This window comes from Brevundimonas vesicularis NBRC 12165, assembly GCF_001592205.1.
GTDB lineage: Bacteria > Pseudomonadota > Alphaproteobacteria > Caulobacterales > Caulobacteraceae > Brevundimonas > Brevundimonas vesicularis.
The window spans coordinates 63,549-84,642 of the sequence record NZ_BCWM01000015.1 but is presented as its reverse complement, the minus strand read 5'-3'; the positions used below and the strand labels follow the sequence as shown (position 1 = coordinate 84,642).

Below are 21,094 nucleotides of genomic sequence, written 5' to 3'. Positions count from 1 at the left end.
GAAGGCTACGCCGGTTCCGCCGTGGTCTTCAACGCCTCGCGTGCGGCGCGGCTGCGATTGAAGGCGGCCAGGGCGAAGACGCCGGCGCCGGCCCAGATGAAGACGAAGGAGACGATCCGCAGCAGGGTCAGCGGCTCGCCGGTCGCGACGCCGCAGGCGAACTGCAGCGTCGGGGCGAGGAACTGGATGAAGCCGACCGTGGACAGGGGCAGACGCCGCGCTGACCAGGCGAACAGCGCCAGCGGGATCACGGTCGCCGGCCCGTTCACCAGCGCCCAAATCAGGCCGGACGGCGAGGCGAACCCAACCGCCTGACCGTGGGTGGTCAGCCAGGCCAGAAAGACCGCGCCGATGGGCAGCAGCACCAGACATTCGACGAACAGACCGGTCTGGGCCGAGGCAGGCACGCGCTTTCGGATCACCGCATAGGCGCAGAAGGTGACGGCCAGGGTCAGGCCGATGATCGGCACATGCCCGAGGGCGATCGTCTGGATCACGACCCCGATGGCGGCCAGACCGATAGCCAGCGCGCTCCAGCGGTCGATCTTCTCGCGGAACAGCACGGCGCCGGCCGCCATGTTGAGCAGGGGATTGATATAGTAGCCGAGGCTGGCCTCCAGCGTCGCGTGATGCGTGGTGGCGAAGACGTAGAGGCTCCAGTTCGTGCCGATCAGCAGCGCGGACAGGGCCAGCCAAGCCAGGGTGCGCGGCGTGGCCAGCACCCGGCGCGCCTCGCCCCATTGCCCGGCCAGCAGCAGGACCAGGCCGGCAACGAAGACCGACCAGACCGCCCGGTGCGCCAGGATTTCGGGCGCGCCGAAGCCGTGCGCCGCCATCGCCATGAACAGCAGCGGCAGAAGCCCCCACAGGGTGTAGCAGGCGATGGCCGTGCCGACGGCGCGGCCGTCGGCAGGGGGTGCGTGGGCGTTCATGACGGTTGAGACCGCCTAGACCGTGATCGAACGATATCCCGACGACGACTTGATCACGCCGGTCTCGTCCAGCAGCTGGGCGATCTGGACCGCGTTGAGGGCGGCGCCCTTGCGCAGGTTGTCGGACACGACCCACAGGTTCAGGCCGTTCTCGACGGTCGTGTCCTTGCGGATGCGGCTGACATAGACGGCGTGTTCGCTGGCCGCGTCGACGGGGGTGATATAGCCGTCGTGCTCCTGTTTATCGATGACCAGCACGCCCGGCGCCTCGCGCAGGATGGCGCGGGCCTCGTCGGGTTCGATGGGGCGGTCGAACTCCACATTCACGGCCTCGGAGTGACCCACGAAGACGGGCACGCGCACGCAGGTGACGGTGACCTTGATGTCGGGGTCCAGCATCTTGTGCGTCTCGTCCGACATCTTCTTCTCCTCGTCGGTGGAGCCGTCCTCGAGGAAGGAGCCGATGTAGGGGATGACGTTGAAGGCGATCTGTTTGGGGAACTTCTTGGGCGTGGCGTCGCCCAGGCCGTAGATGGCCTTGGTCTGGTTCCACAGCTCGTCCATGCCTTCCTTACCGGCGCCAGACACCGACTGATAGGTCGAGACCACGACCCGCTTGATCTTGGCCGCATCGTGCAGCGGCTTCAGCGCCGTCACCAGCTGGATGGTCGAGCAATTGGGGTTGGCAATGATGTTCTTCTTGGTCGCGTCCTTGATGGCGTCCGGGTTCACCTCGGGCACGATCAGCGGCACGTCGGGGTCCTTGCGGAAGGCCGAGGAGTTGTCGATCACGATAGGACCGGCCTTGCCGATCTTCTCGGACCATTCCTTGGACACCGTACCGCCGGCGGACATCAGGACGATATCGACCTTGGAGAAGTCGAACTGCTCGATGTCCTGGCATTTGATGGTCTTGTCGCCGAAGGAGACCTCGACGCCCTTGGACTTGCGCGAGGCGATGGCGTGGATTTCATCGACGGGGAATTCCAGCTCCTCGAGGATGTTCAGCATTTCGCGGCCCACATTGCCCGTGGCTCCGACGATGGCGACGCGATAACCCATGATGCTTGGTCCTTCGGACGCGCTACCTCTCGGCTCAGCGGAGCCTTGCTGCTTGAGCGCGGTTTGGTGTGTGCTGTGCATTTAGGCGTTCGCAGCCGCGAAGCAATCGCTTTTCACTGTGCCGGGCTTTAAGCAGTCCTCCCATGACCTCCCGTATTCGCAACGCCTACGACATCCGCGTGGAAGAGGGCGTGCTGACGCCCGATCCAGCGCAGGAGAGCGTGATCACGGCGCTGGAGCGGCTGGAGGTCGATCTGGCCAAACGCGGCCTGTTCGGCAACGCACCGGAGGTGCGGGGCGTCTATCTCTACGGCCCGCCCGGACGCGGAAAGTCGATGCTGATGGACCTGTTCTATTCGGCGACGCCCGAGCCGCGAAAGACGCGCGCGCACTTTCACGCCTTCATGGCCCGCATCCACGATCTGGTGAAACAGTGGCGCGAGGGGGATGCGAAGACGAGGAAGGCCGTGTTCGGAACCCATAAGGGCGACGACCCCATCCCGCCGATCGCGAAGCTGATCGCGTCTGAAGCCCGGCTGCTGTGTTTCGACGAATTGCAGGTCACCGACATCGCTGACGCCATGATCCTGGGCCGGTTGTTCGAAGCCCTGTTCGAGGATCGGGTGGTGCTGGCCATCACCTCGAACCGCGCGCCGGAGGAGCTCTACAAGAACGGCATCAACCGCCAGCTCTTCCTGCCCTTCATCGACATCATCCGCGAGCGCTGCGTGGTCGTGGAGACGGCCGGGGCGCGGGACTGGCGGTTGGACCGGATGACCTCAGCCCAGGTCTGGCACACGCCGGACGACCGCGCGGCGTTCGAGGCGTTATGGCGCGAGCTGAAGGGGGGCGAACCGGAAGAACCGGCGCACCTGACCGTGCTGGGCCGCGATGTGGCGGTGGAGCGCACCGTGGGGTCGATGGCGCGGGCGACGTTTGCGGAGCTGTGCGGCAGGCCGCTGGGGCCGCAGGACTATCTGGCCATCGCCCAGCGGTTCCACACCCTGTTCCTGGAGGACGTGCCGATCCTGAGCTCGGCCAACCACCATGAGGCGCGGCGTCTGGTGACCCTGGTGGACGCCCTCTATGAGGCCAAGACCAAGCTGATCGTGCTGGCGGCGGCCAAGCCCGAGGCGCTCTATACCGAAGGGGTGGGGGCGTTCGAGTTTGAGCGCACCGTGTCGCGCTTCAACGAAATGCAGAGCAAGGACTGGCTGGCGCACGTCCGCGACTGACGGCTAGGGTGGGGGCTGACCCTCGGAGTGTTTCCATGCGCCGTCTTGCCCTCGCCGCCGTCCCACTTGCCGCTCTGGCCTTAGCCGTTTCGCCGCTGACGGCGGGAGGAGCGTTCGCACAGACGGCGCCGGCGACGACCAGTCGCGGTCTGACGCCGGGCGAGGTCGGGACGTGGATCACCGGGCTGGGCGGGCGGGTCGGGCCGGTGCAGACCGAGAACGGCCTGACCTTCTTCACCGTGACCAATGCGGGCCTGACCTGGGCGGTCTTCTTCTATGGCTGTGAAGCGTCTGGCTGCGGCGAGGTTCAGTTCAGCGCCATTGTGCCCGGGGCCGGGGCGACGCCGGACAAGGTGAACGCCTGGAACCGCGACAACCGCTATCTGAAAGCCTTCCATACTGCGGCCCAAACGCCGACGGCGACGGTGCAGTACGACGTCGTCGTGCTGTCGGGCGAAGGCGTGACGCAACTGGCGGACCCGCTGACGGTCTGGCTGCAACTGCTGCCCAAGTTTGCGGGCCAGATGGGATACGTCGCGCCCCGATGAGCTCCCTCTCCCAACGGAAGAAGGGAAAAGAAAAAGGGCCTGCGGATCGCTCCGCAGGCCCTTCGTCATGCGATCGTCGCGCGGCTTACGCCAGCGAGGCGTCGATGTCTTTACAGGCCTGCAGCAGGCCCTGGACCGAGGCGACGGACTTTTCGAACATCGCCTTTTCTTCGTCGTTGGTGGTGAACTCGACGATCTTCTCGACGCCGCCGGCGCCGATCAGGGCGGGGACGCCGACGTAGAGGTCCGACAGGCCGTATTCGCCCGACAGCCAGACGGCGCAAGGCAGGACGCGCTTCTGGTCCAGCAGGTAGGACTTGGCCATGGCGATGGCGGATTCAGCCGGGGCGTAGAAGGCCGAGCCGGTCTTCAGCAGAGCCACGATCTCGCCGCCGCCCTTGCGGGTGCGCTCGACGATGGCGTCCAGTTCGTCCTGCGACAGGAAGCCGGCGGCGACGGCGTCCGGCAGCGGCAGGCCGCCGACGGTCGAGTGGCGCACCATCGGCACCATGTCGTCGCCGTGACCGCCCAGGGTCCAGGCGTGGATGTCCTGCACCGACACGCCAGTCTTTTCAGCCAGGAAGTAGGCGAAGCGGGCCGAGTCCAGCACGCCGGCCATGCCGACGACCTTCTCCTTCGGGAGCCCTGAGAACTTCTGCAGGGCCCAGACCATGGCGTCGAGCGGGTTGGTGATGCAGATGACGAAGGCGTCGGGGGCGTGGGCCTTGATGCCTTCGCCGACGGCCTTCATGACCTTCAGGTTGATGCCGATCAGGTCATCGCGGCTCATGCCCGGCTTGCGCGGCACGCCGGCGGTGACGATGCAGACGTCGGCGCCCGCGATGTCGGCATAGTCGTTGGCGCCCTTCAGGGCCACGTCCTGGCCGAAGACGGCCGAGGCCTCGGCGATGTCCAGCGCCTTGCCCTGCGGGGTGCCTTCGGCGATGTCGAACAGGATCACGTCGCCCAGGGCTTCGCGCGCGGCCACGTGGGCCAGGGTTCCGCCGATCATGCCGGCGCCGATAAGGGCGATCTTCGCGCGAGCCATGGATGTCTCCGTTTATTGCGTGTGCGAAAGGGGATTAATCGTGCGGGCGGTCTAGACCCCTCGCGCGGCTGTCGCAAGAACCTCGCTTTACGGCCTTGGTCAGGCTTGCGAAGGTCCGGCGACAACCGGAGGATTTCGATGCGCCGTTCATTCGCTTTCGCCCTGCTGCTGGCGTCGGTCGCCACGCCTGTGCTGGCTCAGACGCCGCCCGCGACGATCGGCGACCGCTATATCCCCGCGCCCTGGTGGATGCGCGATCCGGTGATTGCGTCGCTCGGCCAGGTCCGGGTGGAGATCCAGGCCAATCGCGCCTTCGTTTCGGCCAGCTTCCAGTCGGTGGACCGCAGCGTAACGGAGGCCTCGCGCGCCGCCGCCGATCAGGTGCGGGCGCTGAGCCAGGCCCTGTCGGCCTATGGCGCGGACAAGGTGCGGGTCGAGACCAGCGTCACCACCCGGCCGCTCTATGACCAGTACCGCGACGAAAACGGGGTGATGCGCGACAACACCCGCGCCGACCGTGTGGCCCGCTATCAGGCCGACGCTTCGGTCAGTGTGACGGTGCGCGACGTGGCCCTGATCGAGCGGGTCTATGCGACCATCGTGGCCTCGCGTCCGACGTCGATCGGACAGGTGAACTTCAACCTGGAGCCGGAGAACAGCTGGAAGGCCAATCTGCAGGCCGAGGCGATGAAGGATGCGCGCCGCCGAGCCGAGGCGGCGGCGACCAATGCGGGCGCGACCCTCGGGCGGGTCAAGATCATCGATCCGTCGGGGCGGGTCTGTCAGACGGATGTGCTGGCGGGCTGGCCTTCGTACGCCGCGGGGAGCGGGCACGAGACGACGGTGGACGACATCGTGGTGACGGGTTCGCGCATGGCCTATGCACCTCCGCCGCCGCCCCCGCCTCCTCCTCCTCCTCCGCCGCCCGGAGGTGGAGCGCCGAGCGAGGCCCAGATCGAGGCGGCGCGGCTGGCGCTGCAACCGCCTTTGCAGACCCTGACCGACAGCGCCTGCGTCATCTATGGGCTGAACTGATGGGGTTTGAGGTCGCGCCGGCCTTCGAGGCCGGGTCGGTCGCCGCCGCCGAATGGCCGCTGTGCCAGGTGCGGCTGCAGGACGATGCGCGGTTTCCCTGGCTGATCCTGATCCCGCGCGTCGAGGGGGCGGTGGAGCTGGAGGATCTGAGCGTCGAGCAGCGGGCGATGCTGATGGAGGAGACAGTGCGGGCCGGGGCGCTGGTGCGACGGCTGGGTGTGGTGGAGAAGCTGAACGTCGGCGCCATCGGCAATGTGACGGCGCAGCTTCATGTCCATGTGGTCGGGCGGAGGCGCGACGACGGCCTCTGGCCTGATCCGGTGTGGGGGCGAGGGCCGGTCGTTCCGTATACGGATGATGAGCGGGCACGGCTGCTGTCCGTACTCCGTTCGTCATCCTAGGCCTTGTGCCTAGGATCCACACTCCCGGTTTCGCCGATGGCGCACTCTGCGGACGCACAGGGAGTCTGGATCCTCGCCACAAGGGCGAGGATGACGGGGTTAAGGGCCGGGTCGCGCCATGACCCTTAGATAATATCCAACGGCACCGCGTGGTTCGGAGCCTGGAACGCCTCGTCCAGGCGTTCCAGGTCTTCCAGGTCGAACTGGATTTCCAGGGCGTCGGCATTGGCCTCGACGTGTTCGACGGAGCTGGCCTTTGGGATGGCGATGACGCCGTCGTGGCGCAGCACGGCGGCGAGGGCGACCTGGGCGGGGCTGGCGGAATGGCGATTGGCGATGTCGCGGATCAGGGGCTGTTCCAGCAGTTCGCCCCGCCCAAGCGGCGAATAGGCCATCATCGGCATGTCGCGCGCCTGCATCCACGGGAAGAGGTCGAACTCCACCCCGCGCGAGGCGAGATTATAGAGCAGCTGGTTGGCGGCGCAGTCCTCGCCCCCCTCGATCTCCATCAACTGCTCCATGGCGCGCAGATCCAGGTTCGACACGCCCCAGCGGGCGATCATCCCCTCATCGACCAGGTCGCGGAAGGCCTCGACGGTCTCCTCAAGCGGGACGTTGCCTTCCCAGTGCAGCAGATAGAGATCCAGCCGTTCGACGCCGAGCCGTTCCAGCGACTTCTCGCAGGCCAGCATCATCTTCATCTCGGATGCGTTCTCGGGTCGGACCTTGGAGACCAGGAAGACCTCGTCGCGCCGCCCGGCGATGACCTCTCCCACCAGCCGCTCCGACCGGCCGTCGCCATAGAGTTCGGCCGTGTCGATCAGGGTCATGCCCAAGTCGATGCCGCGCGCCAGAGCCTGCTGCTCTTCATCGCGCCAGGCCGGGTCGTCGCCCAGCTCCCAGGTGCCTTGGCCGAGGGCGGGAACGGTCGTACCGTCCGCAAAGGTGACGAGGCGGGTCATGTCCGTCCTGACGATAATGAGCGGCGAGAACGCCGTCGGAGGAAGCGATGCGAACCCGGCATATCAAGACCGACGGTCTGGTCCAACAGGTTCTGGAGGCCGGGTTCGAGGATGATAACGCGCCGCTGGTCCTGCTGATCCACGGCTTCCCCGAACTGGGGATCAGCTGGCGCGCACAGGTCGAGGCGATGTCGCAGGCGGGCTATCATGTCGTCGCCCCGGATATGCGGGGCTATGGCGGAACAGAGAAGCCGGAGGGGGTAGAGGCCTACTCGATCCTGCATCTGGTCGGTGACATGGTCGATCTGGTCCGCGCGCTGGGCAAGGGGCCTTGCGTCGTCGTCGGGCATGACTGGGGCGCCCCGGTGGCCTGGCATTGCGCCCTGTTGCGGCCCGATCTGTTTAAGGCGGTCGCGGGCGTGTCGGTGCCGTTCCAGCCGCGCCGACCCAAGGGACCGCCCACCGCCGCCATGGCCGCCATCTCGAAACGGGCCGGGCTGGGCGACCTCTATATCAGCCGATTTCAGGCGCCGGACGCGCACCGCCCGCTGGACGCCGAACCTGCGATAGCGCTGCGGAAACTGTTCTACGCCTACGACGGCGCGACCCTCGCCGATCGCAGATCGACCGGCTTTCTGCCCGAAGGCGTGGCCCTGCTCGACACCATCACCGACGACGCGACCCTGCCGCCATGGATGAGCGAGGCGCATTTCGATGAATATGTGCACGCCTTTTCGGCGGGCGGGTTCGAAGGACCCCTGAACTGGTATCGGGCGATGGACCTGAACTGGTCGCTGACGGCCTTCGTTCAGGACCAAAAGATCGCCCCGCCCGCCCTGTTCATCGTGGGCGAGGACGACCCGGTGCGCCACTACGCTGGCGGGCATGAGGCGAGCCTGAAGGACTGGGCGCCGAACCTGATCCGCTCGGTCGTCGTGCCGGGCGCGGGTCATTGGATCCAGCAGGAACGGGCGGATGAGATCAACCGCCTGCTGCTGGCTTTCCTGAAGGGCCTTTAGGCGGCCTGCTTCGTCGCCATCTGATCACGCACCTCGGCCACGATCTCCAGGCTGCGGATGCGGGCGGCGTTGTCGAACATCATGCCGGTGACCATCAGCTCGTCCACGCCGGTCAAGGCAATGAAGTCGGTCAGTTGGCGCTTGACGGTCTCCGGACCGCCGATAGCGGAATAGAGCAGGCGGCCCTTGGCGCCCGCGATCTGCTGCGGCGTCAGGATCGTGGTGATGTCGTCGACGGGCGGCGGCAGCTTGCCCGGCTTGCCGGTCGAGAGGCGGGCGAAGCTCTGCTGCATCGAGGTGGACAGGCGCACGCCCTCGGCGTCCGTGTCGGCGGCGAAGACATTGATCGCGGCCATGGCGCGGGGCTTGGCCAGGCGGTCCGAGGGGACGAACTCGCGGCGATACAGGGCCAGGGCCTCCAGCAGTAGTTCTGGCGCGAAATGGCTGGCGAAGGCGTAGGGCAGGCCAAGCTGGCCGGCGAGCTGGGCGCTAAATAGGCTGGAGCCCAGAAGCCAGATCGGTACGCGCAGGCCGGCGCCCGGGACGGCGCGGACGGGCTGGTTCTCAGACGCCGGTTCGAACCACTGGATCAGCTCGACCACGTCGCGCGGGAACTGGTCGGCGCCTTCGAAATAGCGCCGCAGCGCACGGGCGGTGGCGCCGTCCGTGCCGGGCGCGCGGCCCAGGCCGAGATCGATCCGGCCGGGGAACAGAGTCTCCAGTGTGCCGAACTGTTCGGCGACGACCAGGGGCGCATGGTTGGGCAGCATGACGCCGCCGGAGCCGATGCGAATGCGCTCGGTCCCTGCCGCGACATGGCCGATGACTATGGCGGTCGCGGCGCTGGCGATGCCGGGCATATTGTGATGTTCGGCCAGCCAGAACCGCTCATAGCCGAGCCGGTCGGCGGCCTGGGCCAAGGCCAGGGTTTCATCCAGGCCGCGTCGGGCGTCGCCGCCTTCGACGATGGGGGAGAGGTCGAGAACTGAAAACGGGATCATGACGCCTAGATCGGGTCTGTCCCTCGGGGTTCAAGGGCGAGGGTCTGGAACCGCAACCGGATCAGGCGCTTTAAACTCATCTCGACGAACGGAGACTGCGTCATGACCGACACCGATCCCACCAAGCCCGAAGCGGATTGCGACGACGCCCGCGAAGCCGCCGACATGGGCGAGAAGCCGGATCTGGGTCACAAGGCGGATACGCTGATCGACGCGCTGGACGGCAGCGATTCGGGATCGGACACGCGGGCAGGCTCGCTGCGCGGCGGGTCGGCAGCAGGCACGGATGACGACCCGGATTCGGCCAAGATCAATGCACGTCTGGCCCAAGAAGGGTCGGCCGGTAAAGGCGCGGCGGATCAGGACGACGCCGCCGACTGAGCGGGCGCCTTGTCGCCGCCGCAACCATGCGCCACGGTGGCGCTCTGACCCTCTCGGTCCAAGGACGATCTCTCGATGACGCTTCGCTTGGCGGTCTCCGCCGTCGTGGTTCTGTTTTGCCTCGCAGGATGTGATCGCTCGGCTCAACCGGTCGAGGCCAAGGCTGCGCCCGAAGCGTCGGCGCCGACCGTCGCCGATGCGACGCCTCCAGCAGCCGAAGCGCCCGCCGTCGTAGGGGGGGCTGCGCCCGCCGCCGCCGACGGCGCGCCGTCCTTTGCGGTCCTTTATCCCGGCGCACAGGTGGACGGGCAGCCGCTGGCCGCTGGCGGCGAGGCCGGGCCGGGCGGCCTGATCACCTTCACCACCACCGCCTCGCCGGACGATGTCGTCGCCTTTTATCGCGAGCGCGCCGAGAAGGCGGGCCTGCGCTCCGTCGCCGGAATGAACCAGGGTGACACGCGCGCCTATGGCGCGGCGGCGGACGCTGTGAACGGCGCCTCGTTGCAGGTCGTCGCCACGCCGACCGAGTCCGGCGAGACCTCGGTCCAGCTTGGCTGGAGCGCTGGTCAGTGAAACGGGTCGCCGCCCTGGGTGCGGCGACGGCGATCCTGCTGGCCGCGGGGTGCGCCAGCGCACCCAAGCCAGGCGGCAAGATACCGACGGCGGGCTTCCTGGGCGATGAAGCAATCGCCCAACTGACGGATGCGGTTCCGGCAGCTCCGGCCCCGGGGTCCATCGCGGACCTGGCGGACAAGGCGGCCTCGGCCCGTCTTGTGGCTCTGGAAGACGGCGACCGATGGCTGCTGGCGACCGCCCATGCCGAGCTGCGTCCGCCCCTGGCCTTACAACATTTCGACTGCGCCTTGGGGGTGCGGCTGGGGTCGGCCGAGACGCCGGCGCTGGACCGGGTGATGGCGAAAATCTTCCATGACGCGAACAGTGCGGCCGAACGCGTCAAGGCGCGCCAGGCGCGGCTGCGGCCGGTCGGCGACGATCCCAATCGCCGCGCCTGTCAGACCCTGACACCGGCGGCGAGACGCAGCGCCTCCTATCCGTCCGGCAGCGCAGCGGTCGCGACGGCCTATGGCGAGGCCTTCGCGGCTCTTGAGCCGGACCGGGCCGAGGCCGTGCGCCGGATCGGCCATGAGATCGGGGTCAGCCGCCTGATTTGCGCCATGCACTATCCGACCGATGTCGCGGTCGGCGAACAGATCGGGCAGGCTGTTGCGGCCAAGGCCGTCGCCACCCCGGCCTTCGAGGCGGACATGGCGGCGGCGCGGGCCGAGTTGGCGGCCGCGCGCCGCAGCGGCCTGACCAACCCGGGCTGCGCGGCCGAGCGCGCGGCCTTGACGATCCCTCTGCCCTGATATGACGGCGGCGCTGGCCTTGGCCTTGCTGACCTTTCAGGCGCCGGCCGACCGTCCGTGCACGCCGCAAGAGGTGGCGGCGCTGACGGCGCCGTCGACGCAGCCGTATCGCCTGACGTGCCAGGCCGAACTGTCGGGCGTCGATATCCGCCGCCGCGTACTGATCGAGGGCGCGGAAGGCTCAGGGGCCTCACTGGATTGCGGAGGCGGGTCCATCCGCGCGCCGGGCCCGGCGACGACCGCCGCCCCGACCCTCGCCGTCTGGTCTCGCCGCGAGGGCGATCGGTGGTCGCGGCCGGTCGATGTGACGATCCGAAACTGCACCGTCGTCGGCAATGTGCGGATCTGGGGCATGGGGGCGGGCGGGTCGATGCGCGACCTGCTGGCCTCGTCACGCACCGCCGAACACACGCAAGCGGCCCAGTCCGCCGCGCCGATCCGCGTCACCCTGGACCGGGTCCGGTTCGAGGGCGTGGGGACCATTCCCCTGTATGTCGGACCCGGGGTGACGCGCACCACGGTGACGCGATCCCGCTTTACGGGGCGTTCGACCTCGACCGCCATCTATCTGGACGCCGAGAGCGCTGGCGCGCTGATCCAGGACAACGATTTCGATATTCGCACCGGGCGCGAACAGATCGCGGTGGACGGGGCGGGCGCCAACCGCATCGTCGGCAACCGGCTGGCGCTGCACGGCAAGGGCGGGGTGTTTCTATACCGCAACTGCGGCGAGGACGGCGTAATACGCCACCAGACGCCGTCCTATAATCAAATTACGGACAATCTGTTCACCGGCGCGGGGTGGCTGAGGCCGCGCGCGGTGGTGATCGGGTCGCGCGAGGGCGGACGACGCTACTGCGGCGACGATCGCGGTTGGCCGTTCGGGTCCAGCGCGGACGACGGCGACGGGGCTACGGGCAATCTGACGGCTCGGAACATCGTGCGGCGCTGATCGGACGCCTTGCGCAGAGCGGTGGTTCGGGGCTGATTGCGGGACAGAGCGATCGGGGGATTGGATATGCGGTGGGTGTTGTTTCTGGCGTCCCTTGTGGCGGCCCTCGGCTTGGCGGTGCTGACCGCGCAGACGCCCAAACCCCTGCCCGCTTCGACGCCTGCGGTTCAGTTCTCGGCCGCGCGCGCCATGATGGACGTGAACCGGATCGCACGAGCGCCGCATCCCGTCGGCTCTGCTGAACATCGGCAGGTTCAGACCTATCTCGGCCAAAGGCTGACGGCGCTGGGGCTTCAGCCCAGCTTGCAGACCGGCTCCCTGTCGCCCGCCGCCGTCGCGCGAATCGAGCGGGAGGGCGGAAACGCGGGCGGCGTTCAGGCGGTCAATATCGTCGGGGTCCTGCCGGGGCGTGACCCCGGCCTGCCCGCTGTCGCCCTGATGGCCCACTACGACAGCGTGCCGAACTCGCCCGGCGCCGCCGACGATGCGACCGGCGTCGCCGCCATTCTGGAAGCCGTGCGCGCGATCAAGGCGAGGGGCGGGGCCGAGCGGACGCTGGTTGTCCTGTTCACCGACGCCGAGGAGCTGAATCTGGACGGGGCGCGGGCCTTTTTCAGCGAACATCCGCTGCGCGACGACATCGGGGCGGTGATCAATCTGGAGGCGCGGGGCGGCGGCGGGCGCGCCATGATGTTCGAGACCGGACCGGACAACGCCCAGACCATCGCCCGCTATGCTCAGGCGACCCAGAGGGCGACGAGTGGGCCGTCTAGCAACGCCCTGGCCATCTTCGTCTATCGCCTGATGCCCAATGGGACGGACTTCACGGTGGCGGCGGATCGGAGGCTGGCGGGGATCAATCTGGCCTTCATCGGCCGCCCGGCGCAGTATCATTCACCATCCTCGACCCCCCAGTCGCTGGATCAGGGTAGCGTGCAGCATATCGGCTCCCAGGCGCTCGAGATGGCCGATGACCTGCTGGGGGCGCCGACCCTGCCGCAGGCGACGCAGAACGCGGTCTATGCTGATGTGTTTGGCTTGTTTGTCGTCCAGCATTCGCCGGCGATCGGCTGGGTCCTGCTGACTGTGGGGGTTCTCGCGACGGCCTTCGCCGCATGGGGCGCACGCCACGCCACGGGCTTGCGGGCGACGTCGGTCGTGCGGGGCGCGGCGGATGGCCTGTGGCTGTTGGCCAGCGCGGTGGTGGTGGGACAGGCGGTGCGCGTCCTGGCCGGGCCGATCGGCCGTCGCGTGGATTCGGCCGACCTCTATTACACCTTGCTGCGCCGCCTGCCGGTTCTGGAAATCGCCGTGGCCCTGGCCATGCTGGCCCTGGTTTTGATGCTGACCGCAGGGCGGCGCCTGATGGGCCGGTGGGGCGCAGCTGGAGTGATACTGGCCGCATTCGCGATTGCAGCGGCGCTGGGCGGCTTCAGCCTGCCGGTCCTGGGGGCGACGGTGATTGCCCTGGCGCTGAGCCTGGCGCGGCCGAAACCGCAGGACGCAGACGCCGTCTGGGGCGGCTGGCTGGGGCTGATCATCCTGGTTCTGATCCTGGGCGGCGGGGTGCAGGCGGTGGCGCCGGAAGCCGCCTTCCTGCTGCTGTGGCCTGGTCTGATCGCCGCCCTGGCCGCCGCGTTGACGGCCGTGATCGGCGCCCGCCTCGGCTCGTGGGCGTCCTTCGCACCCGCCGTCGTGACCACGTCGCTGGTCGGCGGGTGGTTGCTGGTTCAGGGGCACGGCGTCTTCCTGGGGGTCGGCATGGACATGCCTGGCGCGGTGGGGCCGATTGCCCTGATGATCGCGATGCTGGTCCGCCCGCTGGCGCCTCGCTCGGGCCGGGCCTTGCCAATCTTCGCCGCCGCCAGTCTGACGCTGGCCGTCGCGGTCGCCGTGGGGGCAAGGTTGGTCGCTTGATCCGGATGCGTTTCGCAGTCGTCCGAGCGATGAAACCCGGCTAAGGCTATCGCTGCTGTTTCTCGGGGCTTCGGCGCGCTTGCACCACCTTCACGTCAATGCGTTCACAGTCCTGTCGCTGGCGATCGCGATTTTGGGCGCGTGGACGGCTCTGGATCTGTTCAATCGAACCCGAAGCCAGATCGGCGCGACGCGTTTGCGCTGGTTGGGCGTTTCGGCCCTGGCGCTGGGCGTCAGCATCTGGTCGATGCATTTCATCGCCATACTGGGGTTCGAGGGCGACGGCGCAGTCGTCTATGATCCTGGCCTGACGCTGGTCTCCTTCCTGCTGGCGACGGCCGGCACGGCGGCGGCCTTCCTGACGGCGGGCACGGCGCAGGCCAGCCCCCTGCGACTGGCGCCGGCGGCCCTGCTGATGGGCGGATCCATCGTCGCCATGCACTATGTCGGGATGGCGGCGATGCGGATGAACGCTGTCCTGAGCTATCAGCCCGTGCTGGTCGCCCTGTCGGTGGTCGTCGCGGTCGCCGCCGCCTACGCCGCCCTGATCGCGGCCCGTCAGGAGCGGGGTCTGGCCTGGCGCGCGGTCGCCGCCGTGATCCTGGGTCTGGCCATCGTCTCTATGCACCATATCGGCATGGCGGCCGTGATCCTGACCCCGATCGCCGACGCGGGGCCGTTGCAGGGCGGGGCGTCGCCGGTCGTCTTGGCGGTCGCGGTGACGACCGGGGCGGTCACGCTGCTGTTTCTCGCGCTCGGCGCCTCGATCGTCGATCAGCGGGCCAATGTTCTGGCGGCCGTGGACGCCGGCGGCGTCGGCTTCTGGGAAGCGACCCTGCCGATGAAGACGACGATGATGTCAGGCCGCGCGCGCGAAATCCTGTCCATCGATCCGTCCTGCCGCCTTGGCCCGAGCGAGGTCGGCGACCGTCTGTCGCCCGAGGATCTGCCGTTGCATCGTCAGGCGCTGGAGCGCGCCCTGGCGGGGGAGGGCGAATACGATCAGGAATGGCGTCTGCCGGCCTCTGGCCGGTGGATCCATCTGCGCGGACGCCTGATCCGCAGTCGTTCGGGCCGGCCGATCAAGATGTCGGGCGTCATCACCGACATCACCGATCGCCGCGAGGCCTTCGCCGCCTTGGCCGACAGCGAACGCTTGCAGCGATTGCTGATCAACGAACTGAATCACCGGGTGAAAAACACACTGGCCACGGTGCAGTCCATCGCCCACCAGACCGCGCGGCGCACGCCGGATGTCGCCACCTTCACCGCCCTTTTCGAAGAGCGGCTCGTGGCCCTGTCCAACACTCAGAATCTGCTGACGGCCGCGAACTGGGAGCATGTCGATCTGCGCGCCATGCTGGCCCAGGAACTGGCGCCCTATGCCGAGGAACAGGTTCGCCTGACCGGTCCGGCCGTCGATCTGAACGCGCAACAAACCCTGGGCATGGGGATGGTGTTTCACGAACTGGCGGTGAACGCGGCCAAATACGGCGCCCTATCGAACGCCTCAGGCTGCGTGCGGATCGACTGGTCGGTTGCTGACGGCTATCTGCTGCTGGATTGGGTCGAAAGCGGTGGCCCTGCTGTATTGCCGCCTCAGCGCAAGGGCTTCGGTTCGGTGCTGATCGACTCGACGATCAACCGCTCGCTGCACGGCTCGGCGGTCATGACTTACGACCCCGAGGGCGCCAGCTTCAGCCTACGCCTTCCGCTTTAGCCGGCGTCAAAAACGGTCGTAGGTTTTGGATGTTCTCGTTTTGATCGATGAGAACATCTTGTGAACCAGAACAAACCATGCACATAGTCCGCCTCACGAAACGGGGGCGGGTCCAGGCGGGTCTCTCCCAAGCTGAATGACGGGAATCATGGCAAGGGAGACGAAGGCAATGGCTTCACAGGCGGCACTCAAATTGGTGGGCAAGGACGACGGCGACAAGCAACGCGCCCTGGAGGCGGCCATCGCGCAGATCGATCGCGCCTTCGGCAAGGGCTCGGTGATGAAACTGGGCAAGGCGGGCGTGGTCGCCGAGATCGACAGCGTCTCGACCGGCTCGCTGGGCCTGGACATGGCGCTGGGCATCGGCGGTCTGCCGGTCGGGCGGGTGATCGAGGTGTTCGGTCCCGAATCTTCGGGCAAGACGACCCTGGCTCTGCACACCGTCGCGGAAGTGCAGAAGAAGGGCGGGGTCGCCGCCTTCGTCGACGCCGAACATGCGCTGGACCCGGTCTATGCCCAGAAGCTGGGCGTCAATCTGGATGATCTTCTGGTGTCGCAGCCGGATACCGGCGAGCAGGCGCTGGAGATCGTGGATACGCTGGTTCGGTCGGGCGCCGTGGACATCGTGGTCATCGACTCCGTCGCGGCGCTGACGCCGCGCGCCGAGATCGAGGGCGAGATGGGCGACAGCCTGCCGGGCCTTCAGGCGCGCCTGATGAGCCAGGCGCTGCGCAAGCTGACCGCCTCGATCTCCAAGTCGAAATGCATCGTCCTGTTCATCAACCAGATCCGTCACAAGATCGGCGTCATGTACGGCTCGCCCGAGACGACGACGGGCGGCAATGCGCTGAAGTTCTACGCCTCGGTGCGTCTGGACATCCGCCGCACCGGCGCGATCAAGAACCGCGACGAGGTGGTCGGCAACACCACCCGGGTCAAGGTGGTCAAGAACAAGGTCGCCCCGCCGTTCCGCGAGGTCATCTTCGACATCATGTATGGCGAGGGTATTTCCAAACTGGGCGAAGTCATCGACCTGGGCGTCAAGGCTGGCATCATCGAGAAGTCGGGCAGCTGGTTCAGCTATGACTCCACCCGGATCGGTCAGGGCCGCGAGAACGTGCGCGAGTTCCTGAAGCAGAATCCGGACATCGCGGCCTCGATCGAAAAGGCCGTGCGCGCCTCGACCAACAAGATCGCCGACGAACTGCTGGGCACGCCCGAGCCGGACGAGGGCCAGGATCTGGAAGGCTGACGCCAGCATCCGAGGCTGGGCGGACTGTCAAAGTTGGTCCAGCTCTCGATCCGGTCTTTTCACCGCTACTCCGTCGCCCTAGCGACCCGCCACCGACCCCGCGAAGGGCGGCGGAGCGACCCGCTCGACCTCGTGTCGGGCGGGTCTTTTCTTTTGTGAGCAGCGCTGATCTTTCTTTCGTCATTCCGGGCAAAGCGTAGCGCAGAACCGGAACCCAGCGGCGCGCGTGAGCGCGAAGCTGTCGCGGACTCGACGCCCCGAGATCCTGCGATGGAAAGATTGCCGCCGGCGCCGCTGGGTTCCCCGGTCGCGCTTCGCGCGCCGGAGGATGACGAAAGTCAAACGCCAAACGAAAAAGGGCGACCCGAAGGCCGCCCGTTCCGTCTGTGGATGTCCGCGACCGATCAGGCGGCGGCCTTCTCCGGGGCGAATTTGCCGTAGAAGGTCTCGTTCTTGGCGGCCATGTCGCGCAGCAGGTCCGGGACCTTGAACCGGTCGCCATAGGTGGCGGCCAGGCGGTCTGCGGTTTCGACGAACTTGGCCAGGCCGATGCCGTCGATCATGCTGATCGGGCCGCCGGTCCAGGGCGCGAAGCCCCAGCCCAGGATGGCGCCCAGATCGGCTTCGCGCGGGTCGTCGATGACGCCCTCTTCCCAGCAACGGGCCACTTCGACGGCCTGGCGATACAGCAGGCGCGTCTTCAGTTCGTCGATCTGAGCGAAGGCGGTCGCCTCTTCCGGCTGGTCGATGCCCTTGGTGGTGGGGGCCAGTTCGCCCAGACCCTTCCAGATCGTCTTGGGCTTGCTGTCATAGTCGTAGAAGCCCTTGCCGTTCTTGCGACCAAAGCGTCCGCCCTCAACCATCTTGGCGACGATGTCGGCGCCTTCCGACGGGACGTATTTGTCGCCTAGATCCAGCGCCGTCTGTTTGGCGATCTTGTAGGACAGGTCCAGGGCGACGTCGTCGTGCATCTCCAGCGGGCCGCGCGGCATGCCGGTCATGCGACCGACATTGTCGATCAGGGCCGGGCCGTAGCCCTCTTCCAGCATCGCCATGCCCTCCATCAGGAAGGTGGAGAAGCAACGCGAGGTATAGAAGCCGCGGCTGTCGTTAACGACGATCGGCGTCTTCTTGATCTTCAGCACATAGTCCAGCGCCTTGGCGATGGCGGCCTGACCCGTCTTTTCGCCCAGGATGATCTCGACCAGCATCATCTTGTCGACGGGCGAGAAGAAGTGGATGCCGATGAAGTCCTCGGGCCGCACCGAGGCCTCGGCCAGGCCGGTGATCGGCAGGGTCGAGGTGTTGGAGCCGAACACGGCGCCCTCGGCCAGTTGCGCCTCGGCGCGCTTGGTCACGTCGGCCTTGATCTCGCGGTTTTCGAACACGGCCTCGACGACCAGGTCCGAGCCCTTGATCAGATCATAGTCCGTCGTCGCCGTGACCGAACCCAGCAGGGCGTCGTACTTCTCCTGCGTCAACTGACCGCGCGACAGGCGCTTCTTCAGCAGTTCCTCGACGTGGGCCTTGCCCTTGTCGGCGGCTTCCTGCGTCTGGTCGATCAGGATGGTTTCGATGCCGGCCAGCGCCTGCACATAGGCGATGCCCGCGCCCATCATGCCGGCGCCGATGACCGTGACCTTCTTCGGATCGGACTTGGGCACGCCGGCCGGGCGAACGGCGCCCTTGTCCAGCTCCTGCTTGGACAGGAACAGCGAACGGATCATGGCTTGGGCCTGCGGCGTCATCAGGGTCTTGATGAAGTAGCGGGTCTCGATGCGCAGAGCCGCGTCCATCGGCACCTGGGCGCCTTCGTAAACAGCCTTCATCAGGTTCACCACGGCCGGATAGTTGCCGTACGACTGCTTGCGCAGCATGGCGTTGCCGACCATGAAGTTCTGAATGCCGGCCGGGTGATAGGGGCCGCCGCCGGGCAGTTTGAACGACTTTTCGTCCCAAGGCTGCACGGCCTTGCCGCCGTTCTTGATCCAGGCCTTGGCGGCCTCGACCGACTGGCCTTTCTCGACCACCTCGTGGACGATGCCGGCGCCCTTGGCGTCGTTCGGGCGGAAGGACTTGCCCTCGCTCATCGCCATCATGGCGTTCTGGACGCCGACCAGGCGCGTCAGGCGCTGGGTGCCGCCGCCGCCGGGGAACAGACCGACCTTGATCTCGGGCAGGCCCAGCTGGATCTTGTTGTCGTTCTCGACCACGCGGTAGTGGGCCGCCAGGGTGAACTCCAGCCCGCCGCCCAAGGCCAGGCCGTTGATCGCGGCCGCGATCGGCTTGCCCGAGGTTTCCAGCGCACGGAAGGCGCCGTTCAGCTTCCAGCCGGCGTCGAACGCCTTTTGCAGGTCGCCGCCGCCCGACAGCACGCCGCCGGCCATGTCGCCCAGATCCGCGCCGGCGCAAAAGCCCGAGGCCTTGCCCGAGGTGATGACGGCGCCCTTGATGGCGTCGTCGGTCTTGATGCGTTCGACCAGCTCGGGGATTTCCTTCATCACCGAGGACGTCAGGGTGTTCATCGAACGGCCCGGAACATCAAAGGTGATCAGGGCGATGCCGTCGGCGTCGACGTCGATCTTGAAGTTTTCCATATCCATTTGCTCCTGGATCAGACGCGTTCGATGACGGTGGCGGTGCCCATGCCGCCGCCGATGCACAGGGTGACCAGGGCGGTCGACTTGTTCGAGCGCTCCAGCTCGTCAAGCGCGATGCCAGTGATCATGGCGCCGGTGGCGCCGAGCGGGTGGCCCATCGAGATGCCGCCGCCGTTCACGTTCATCTTTGCGTGGTCGATGTCGAGCGCCTGCATGTAGCGCAGGACGACGGCGGCGAAGGCCTCGTTCAGCTCCCACAGGTCGATGTCGTCGGGCGTCATGCCCAGCTTATTTAGCAGTTTGCGGGTCACATATTCCGGGCCGGTCAGCATGATCGACGGCTCCGAACCGATCGAGGCGCCGCCCAGGATCTTGGCGCGGGGCTTCAGGCCCAGGGCCTGGCCGGCTTCCAGCGAACCGATCAGCACGCCGGCCGAACCATCGACGATGCCGGACGAGTTGCCCGGCGTGTGGACGTGATTGACGCGTTCGACCTCGGGATAGCGCTGGTTGATCACGCCGTCGAAGGCCATTTCGCCCATCATGGCGAAGGAGGGGTTCAGGCCGCCGAGCGCCTGCATGTCCGTGTTCGGACGGATCGTCTCGTCATGATCCAGGATGGTCAGGCCCAGTTGGTCCTTGACGCCGATCACCGAGTTCTTGAACCGGCCCTCGGCCCAGGCCTTGGCGGCGCGCTTGTGGCTCTCGACCGAATAGGCGTCCACGTCGTCGCGGCTGAAGCCGTATTTGGTGGCGATCATGTCCGCCGACACGCCTTGCGGCACGAAATAGGTCGGGAAGGCCGAAGAAGGGTCGGTCGGCCAGGCGCCCATATCCGAACCCATCGGCACGCGGCTCATGACCTCGACGCCGCCGCCGACGGCGAAGTCGGCCTCGCCGGACTTCACCTTGGCCGTCGCCATGTTCACGGCTTCCAGGCCCGAGGCGCAGAAGCGGTTGATCTGGACACCCGCCGTATATTGCGACCAACCGGCCGAGAGCACGGCGGTGCGCGCGATGTCGGCGCCGAGTTCGCCCACGGGCGTGACGCAGCCCAGGATGACGTCGTCGACCTTGGAGGTGTCCAGGTCGTTGCGATCACGCAGGGCTTCCAGCACCTGGGTCGCCAGGCTGAGGCCGGTGATCTCGTGCAGCGAGCCGTCCTTCTTGCCCTTGCCGCGCGGCGTGCGGACGGCGTCGTAGATATAGGCGTCAGCCATGGAAGTGCGTCTCCATCTTTGGGCCCATCCTCAACGTGCGGCAGGTCGCGGCACGACGGACAAGGCGGTTCCAAGCGTGGACGCCAAGAACCCTACGTTTACGTCAACGTCAAGTAATAAGCCGCGTAGTCGCGATCTCGGACGCCAGTATGTCAGGCTGCCAGACGATGGTGATGAAGCGAGAAGGACGGGTTGACCGCTGGTTGCCTCAATCAGCGTGGTGGAATGCGGCTCGCGCCACCGGTGATGGTGCAGGCGTATTCTGTTTCCGGCCGTCCAGTTTGCAGGCCTGTTGGGGTCAGTATGCCCTGGCGCTGGGTGCAGGTCTTTTCCAACGCGTCTAGGTCGCGCTGATACCGGCTCACGCCGCCTATGGTTCCGCAGCCCGAAAGCAGCGGCAGGACAATGGCGGCGGAAAGGATGAGGATACGCATGGTTCGGT

The 21,094-nt window shown here is 67.1% G+C and carries 20 protein-coding genes; 12 read left to right on the top strand and 8 right to left on the bottom strand.

Translation table 11 applies throughout. The annotated features are described in order from the left end of the window. Window positions 1-5: 5 nt before the first annotated feature. Together rarD and BVE01S_RS12755 are read right to left on the bottom strand one after the other, a co-directional pair. Entirely contained in the window at window positions 6-932 is a 927-nt protein-coding gene (gene rarD / locus BVE01S_RS12760; protein ID WP_066628182.1) for an EamA family transporter RarD, read from the bottom strand. Window positions 933-947: 15 nt separating this feature from the next. Beyond that, the gene (locus BVE01S_RS12755) at window positions 948-1,994 is read right to left on the bottom strand and encodes an aspartate-semialdehyde dehydrogenase (RefSeq protein ID WP_066628181.1); all 1,047 of its coding nucleotides are present in this window, start codon (window positions 1,992-1,994) and stop codon (window positions 948-950) included. Between the two features lie 143 nt (window positions 1,995-2,137). Here BVE01S_RS12755 and zapE point away from each other — a divergent pair, with 143 nt between their 5' ends. Continuing rightward, on the top strand, window positions 2,138-3,229 hold the full coding sequence (zapE, locus tag BVE01S_RS12750) for a cell division protein ZapE (protein WP_066628178.1): 1,092 nt from the start codon (window positions 2,138-2,140) through the stop codon (window positions 3,227-3,229). Between the two features lie 35 nt (window positions 3,230-3,264). Continuing rightward, a complete protein-coding gene (locus BVE01S_RS12745) occupies window positions 3,265-3,777 on the top strand; it encodes a YbjN domain-containing protein (protein ID WP_066628175.1) in 513 nt (170 codons plus the stop codon). 85 nt (window positions 3,778-3,862) lie between these two features. Here the strand turns inward: BVE01S_RS12745 and mdh are convergent, their stop codons facing one another. Continuing rightward, window positions 3,863-4,825 carry a malate dehydrogenase gene (gene mdh / locus BVE01S_RS12740; RefSeq protein ID WP_066628172.1) on the bottom strand — a complete coding sequence of 321 codons (963 nt, stop codon included), beginning with the start codon at window positions 4,823-4,825 and terminating at the stop codon, window positions 3,863-3,865. Between the two features lie 138 nt (window positions 4,826-4,963). Here mdh and BVE01S_RS12735 point away from each other — a divergent pair, with 138 nt between their 5' ends. Further along, complete coding sequence (locus tag BVE01S_RS12735) at window positions 4,964-5,860, top strand: SIMPL domain-containing protein (protein ID WP_066628169.1); 897 nt, start codon at window positions 4,964-4,966, stop codon at window positions 5,858-5,860. Next, window positions 5,857-6,261: an HIT domain-containing protein gene (locus tag BVE01S_RS12730; RefSeq protein ID WP_370667673.1), complete on the top strand. Its 405-nt coding sequence runs from the start codon at window positions 5,857-5,859 to the stop codon at window positions 6,259-6,261. The genes BVE01S_RS12735 and BVE01S_RS12730 overlap by 4 nt, the downstream gene beginning before the upstream one ends. 125 nt (window positions 6,262-6,386) lie before the next feature. On the opposite strand, the gene BVE01S_RS12725 is transcribed toward BVE01S_RS12730, so the two are convergent. Next, a complete protein-coding gene (locus BVE01S_RS12725) occupies window positions 6,387-7,223 on the bottom strand; it encodes an aldo/keto reductase (RefSeq protein ID WP_066628162.1) in 837 nt (278 codons plus the stop codon). 47 nt (window positions 7,224-7,270) lie between these two features. On the opposite strand from BVE01S_RS12725, the gene BVE01S_RS12720 reads away from it, so the two are divergent. Continuing rightward, window positions 7,271-8,242 carry an alpha/beta fold hydrolase gene (locus tag BVE01S_RS12720; RefSeq protein ID WP_066628159.1) on the top strand — a complete coding sequence of 324 codons (972 nt, stop codon included), beginning with the start codon at window positions 7,271-7,273 and terminating at the stop codon, window positions 8,240-8,242. Here the strand turns inward: BVE01S_RS12720 and BVE01S_RS12715 are convergent. Continuing rightward, window positions 8,239-9,243, bottom strand: a complete 1,005-nt coding sequence (locus BVE01S_RS12715; RefSeq protein WP_066628157.1) for an LLM class flavin-dependent oxidoreductase — start codon at window positions 9,241-9,243, stop codon at window positions 8,239-8,241. The genes BVE01S_RS12720 and BVE01S_RS12715 overlap by 4 nt on opposite strands. Window positions 9,244-9,345: 102 nt before the next feature. Between BVE01S_RS12715 and BVE01S_RS12710 the strand changes: the two genes are divergently transcribed. The 7 genes from BVE01S_RS12710 (at window position 9,346) to recA (ending at window position 16,832) form a co-directional block, all read left to right on the top strand. Further along, a complete protein-coding gene (locus tag BVE01S_RS12710; protein WP_066628155.1) occupies window positions 9,346-9,624 on the top strand; it encodes a ribonuclease in 279 nt (92 codons plus the stop codon). 75 nt (window positions 9,625-9,699) lie between these two features. Then, a complete protein-coding gene (locus BVE01S_RS12705; protein ID WP_066628153.1) occupies window positions 9,700-10,197 on the top strand; it encodes a hypothetical protein in 498 nt (165 codons plus the stop codon). After that, entirely contained in the window at window positions 10,194-10,991 is a 798-nt protein-coding gene (locus BVE01S_RS12700) for a phosphatase PAP2 family protein (protein ID WP_066628150.1), read from the top strand. The genes BVE01S_RS12705 and BVE01S_RS12700 overlap by 4 nt, the downstream gene beginning before the upstream one ends. A 19-nt stretch (window positions 10,992-11,010) precedes the next feature. Then, window positions 11,011-11,943 (top strand): right-handed parallel beta-helix repeat-containing protein, encoded by a 933-nt coding sequence (locus BVE01S_RS12695; RefSeq protein WP_244878381.1) that lies wholly within the window; start codon window positions 11,011-11,013, stop codon window positions 11,941-11,943. Window positions 11,944-12,009: 66 nt separating this feature from the next. Continuing rightward, complete coding sequence (locus tag BVE01S_RS12690) at window positions 12,010-13,860, top strand: M20/M25/M40 family metallo-hydrolase (RefSeq protein ID WP_066628144.1); 1,851 nt, start codon at window positions 12,010-12,012, stop codon at window positions 13,858-13,860. Between the two features lie 79 nt (window positions 13,861-13,939). After that, window positions 13,940-15,580, top strand: coding sequence for an MHYT domain-containing protein (locus BVE01S_RS12685; RefSeq protein ID WP_066628136.1), 1,641 nt, complete (start codon window positions 13,940-13,942; stop codon window positions 15,578-15,580). 169 nt (window positions 15,581-15,749) lie between these two features. Further along, window positions 15,750-16,832, top strand: a complete 1,083-nt coding sequence (gene recA, locus BVE01S_RS12680; protein WP_055754312.1) for a recombinase RecA — start codon at window positions 15,750-15,752, stop codon at window positions 16,830-16,832. A gap of 404 nt (window positions 16,833-17,236) precedes the next feature. Here the strand turns inward: recA and BVE01S_RS12675 are convergent, their stop codons facing one another. The 3 genes from BVE01S_RS12675 to BVE01S_RS16580 form a co-directional block, all read right to left on the bottom strand. Further along, a complete protein-coding gene (locus tag BVE01S_RS12675) occupies window positions 17,237-19,429 on the bottom strand; it encodes a 3-hydroxyacyl-CoA dehydrogenase NAD-binding domain-containing protein (protein WP_066628218.1) in 2,193 nt (730 codons plus the stop codon). A 17-nt stretch (window positions 19,430-19,446) separates the two neighbouring features. Beyond that, window positions 19,447-20,652 carry an acetyl-CoA C-acetyltransferase gene (locus BVE01S_RS12670; RefSeq protein WP_039243871.1) on the bottom strand — a complete coding sequence of 402 codons (1,206 nt, stop codon included), beginning with the start codon at window positions 20,650-20,652 and terminating at the stop codon, window positions 19,447-19,449. Between the two features lie 212 nt (window positions 20,653-20,864). Then, a complete protein-coding gene (locus tag BVE01S_RS16580) occupies window positions 20,865-21,086 on the bottom strand; it encodes a hypothetical protein (protein ID WP_084375402.1) in 222 nt (73 codons plus the stop codon). Between the last annotated feature and the right edge of the window lie 8 nt (window positions 21,087-21,094).

Coding starts and splice junctions, on each gene's coding strand:
- BVE01S_RS12725 (WP_066628162.1), bottom strand. CDS start 7,223: ATGACCCGCCTCGTCACCTTTGCGGACGGTACGACCGTTCCCGCCCTC.
- BVE01S_RS12690 (WP_066628144.1), top strand. CDS start 12,010: ATGCGGTGGGTGTTGTTTCTGGCGTCCCTTGTGGCGGCCCTCGGCTTG.
- BVE01S_RS12675 (WP_066628218.1), bottom strand. CDS start 19,429: ATGGAAAACTTCAAGATCGACGTCGACGCCGACGGCATCGCCCTGATC.
- recA (WP_055754312.1), top strand. CDS start 15,750: ATGGCTTCACAGGCGGCACTCAAATTGGTGGGCAAGGACGACGGCGAC.
- BVE01S_RS12710 (WP_066628155.1), top strand. CDS start 9,346: ATGACCGACACCGATCCCACCAAGCCCGAAGCGGATTGCGACGACGCC.
- BVE01S_RS12705 (WP_066628153.1), top strand. CDS start 9,700: ATGACGCTTCGCTTGGCGGTCTCCGCCGTCGTGGTTCTGTTTTGCCTC.
- BVE01S_RS12745 (WP_066628175.1), top strand. CDS start 3,265: ATGCGCCGTCTTGCCCTCGCCGCCGTCCCACTTGCCGCTCTGGCCTTA.
- BVE01S_RS12735 (WP_066628169.1), top strand. CDS start 4,964: ATGCGCCGTTCATTCGCTTTCGCCCTGCTGCTGGCGTCGGTCGCCACG.
- BVE01S_RS12715 (WP_066628157.1), bottom strand. CDS start 9,243: ATGATCCCGTTTTCAGTTCTCGACCTCTCCCCCATCGTCGAAGGCGGC.
- zapE (WP_066628178.1), top strand. CDS start 2,138: ATGACCTCCCGTATTCGCAACGCCTACGACATCCGCGTGGAAGAGGGC.
- BVE01S_RS12720 (WP_066628159.1), top strand. CDS start 7,271: ATGCGAACCCGGCATATCAAGACCGACGGTCTGGTCCAACAGGTTCTG.
- mdh (WP_066628172.1), bottom strand. CDS start 4,825: ATGGCTCGCGCGAAGATCGCCCTTATCGGCGCCGGCATGATCGGCGGA.
- rarD (WP_066628182.1), bottom strand. CDS start 932: ATGAACGCCCACGCACCCCCTGCCGACGGCCGCGCCGTCGGCACGGCC.
- BVE01S_RS12670 (WP_039243871.1), bottom strand. CDS start 20,652: ATGGCTGACGCCTATATCTACGACGCCGTCCGCACGCCGCGCGGCAAG.
- BVE01S_RS12755 (WP_066628181.1), bottom strand. CDS start 1,994: ATGGGTTATCGCGTCGCCATCGTCGGAGCCACGGGCAATGTGGGCCGC.
- BVE01S_RS16580 (WP_084375402.1), bottom strand. CDS start 21,086: ATGCGTATCCTCATCCTTTCCGCCGCCATTGTCCTGCCGCTGCTTTCG.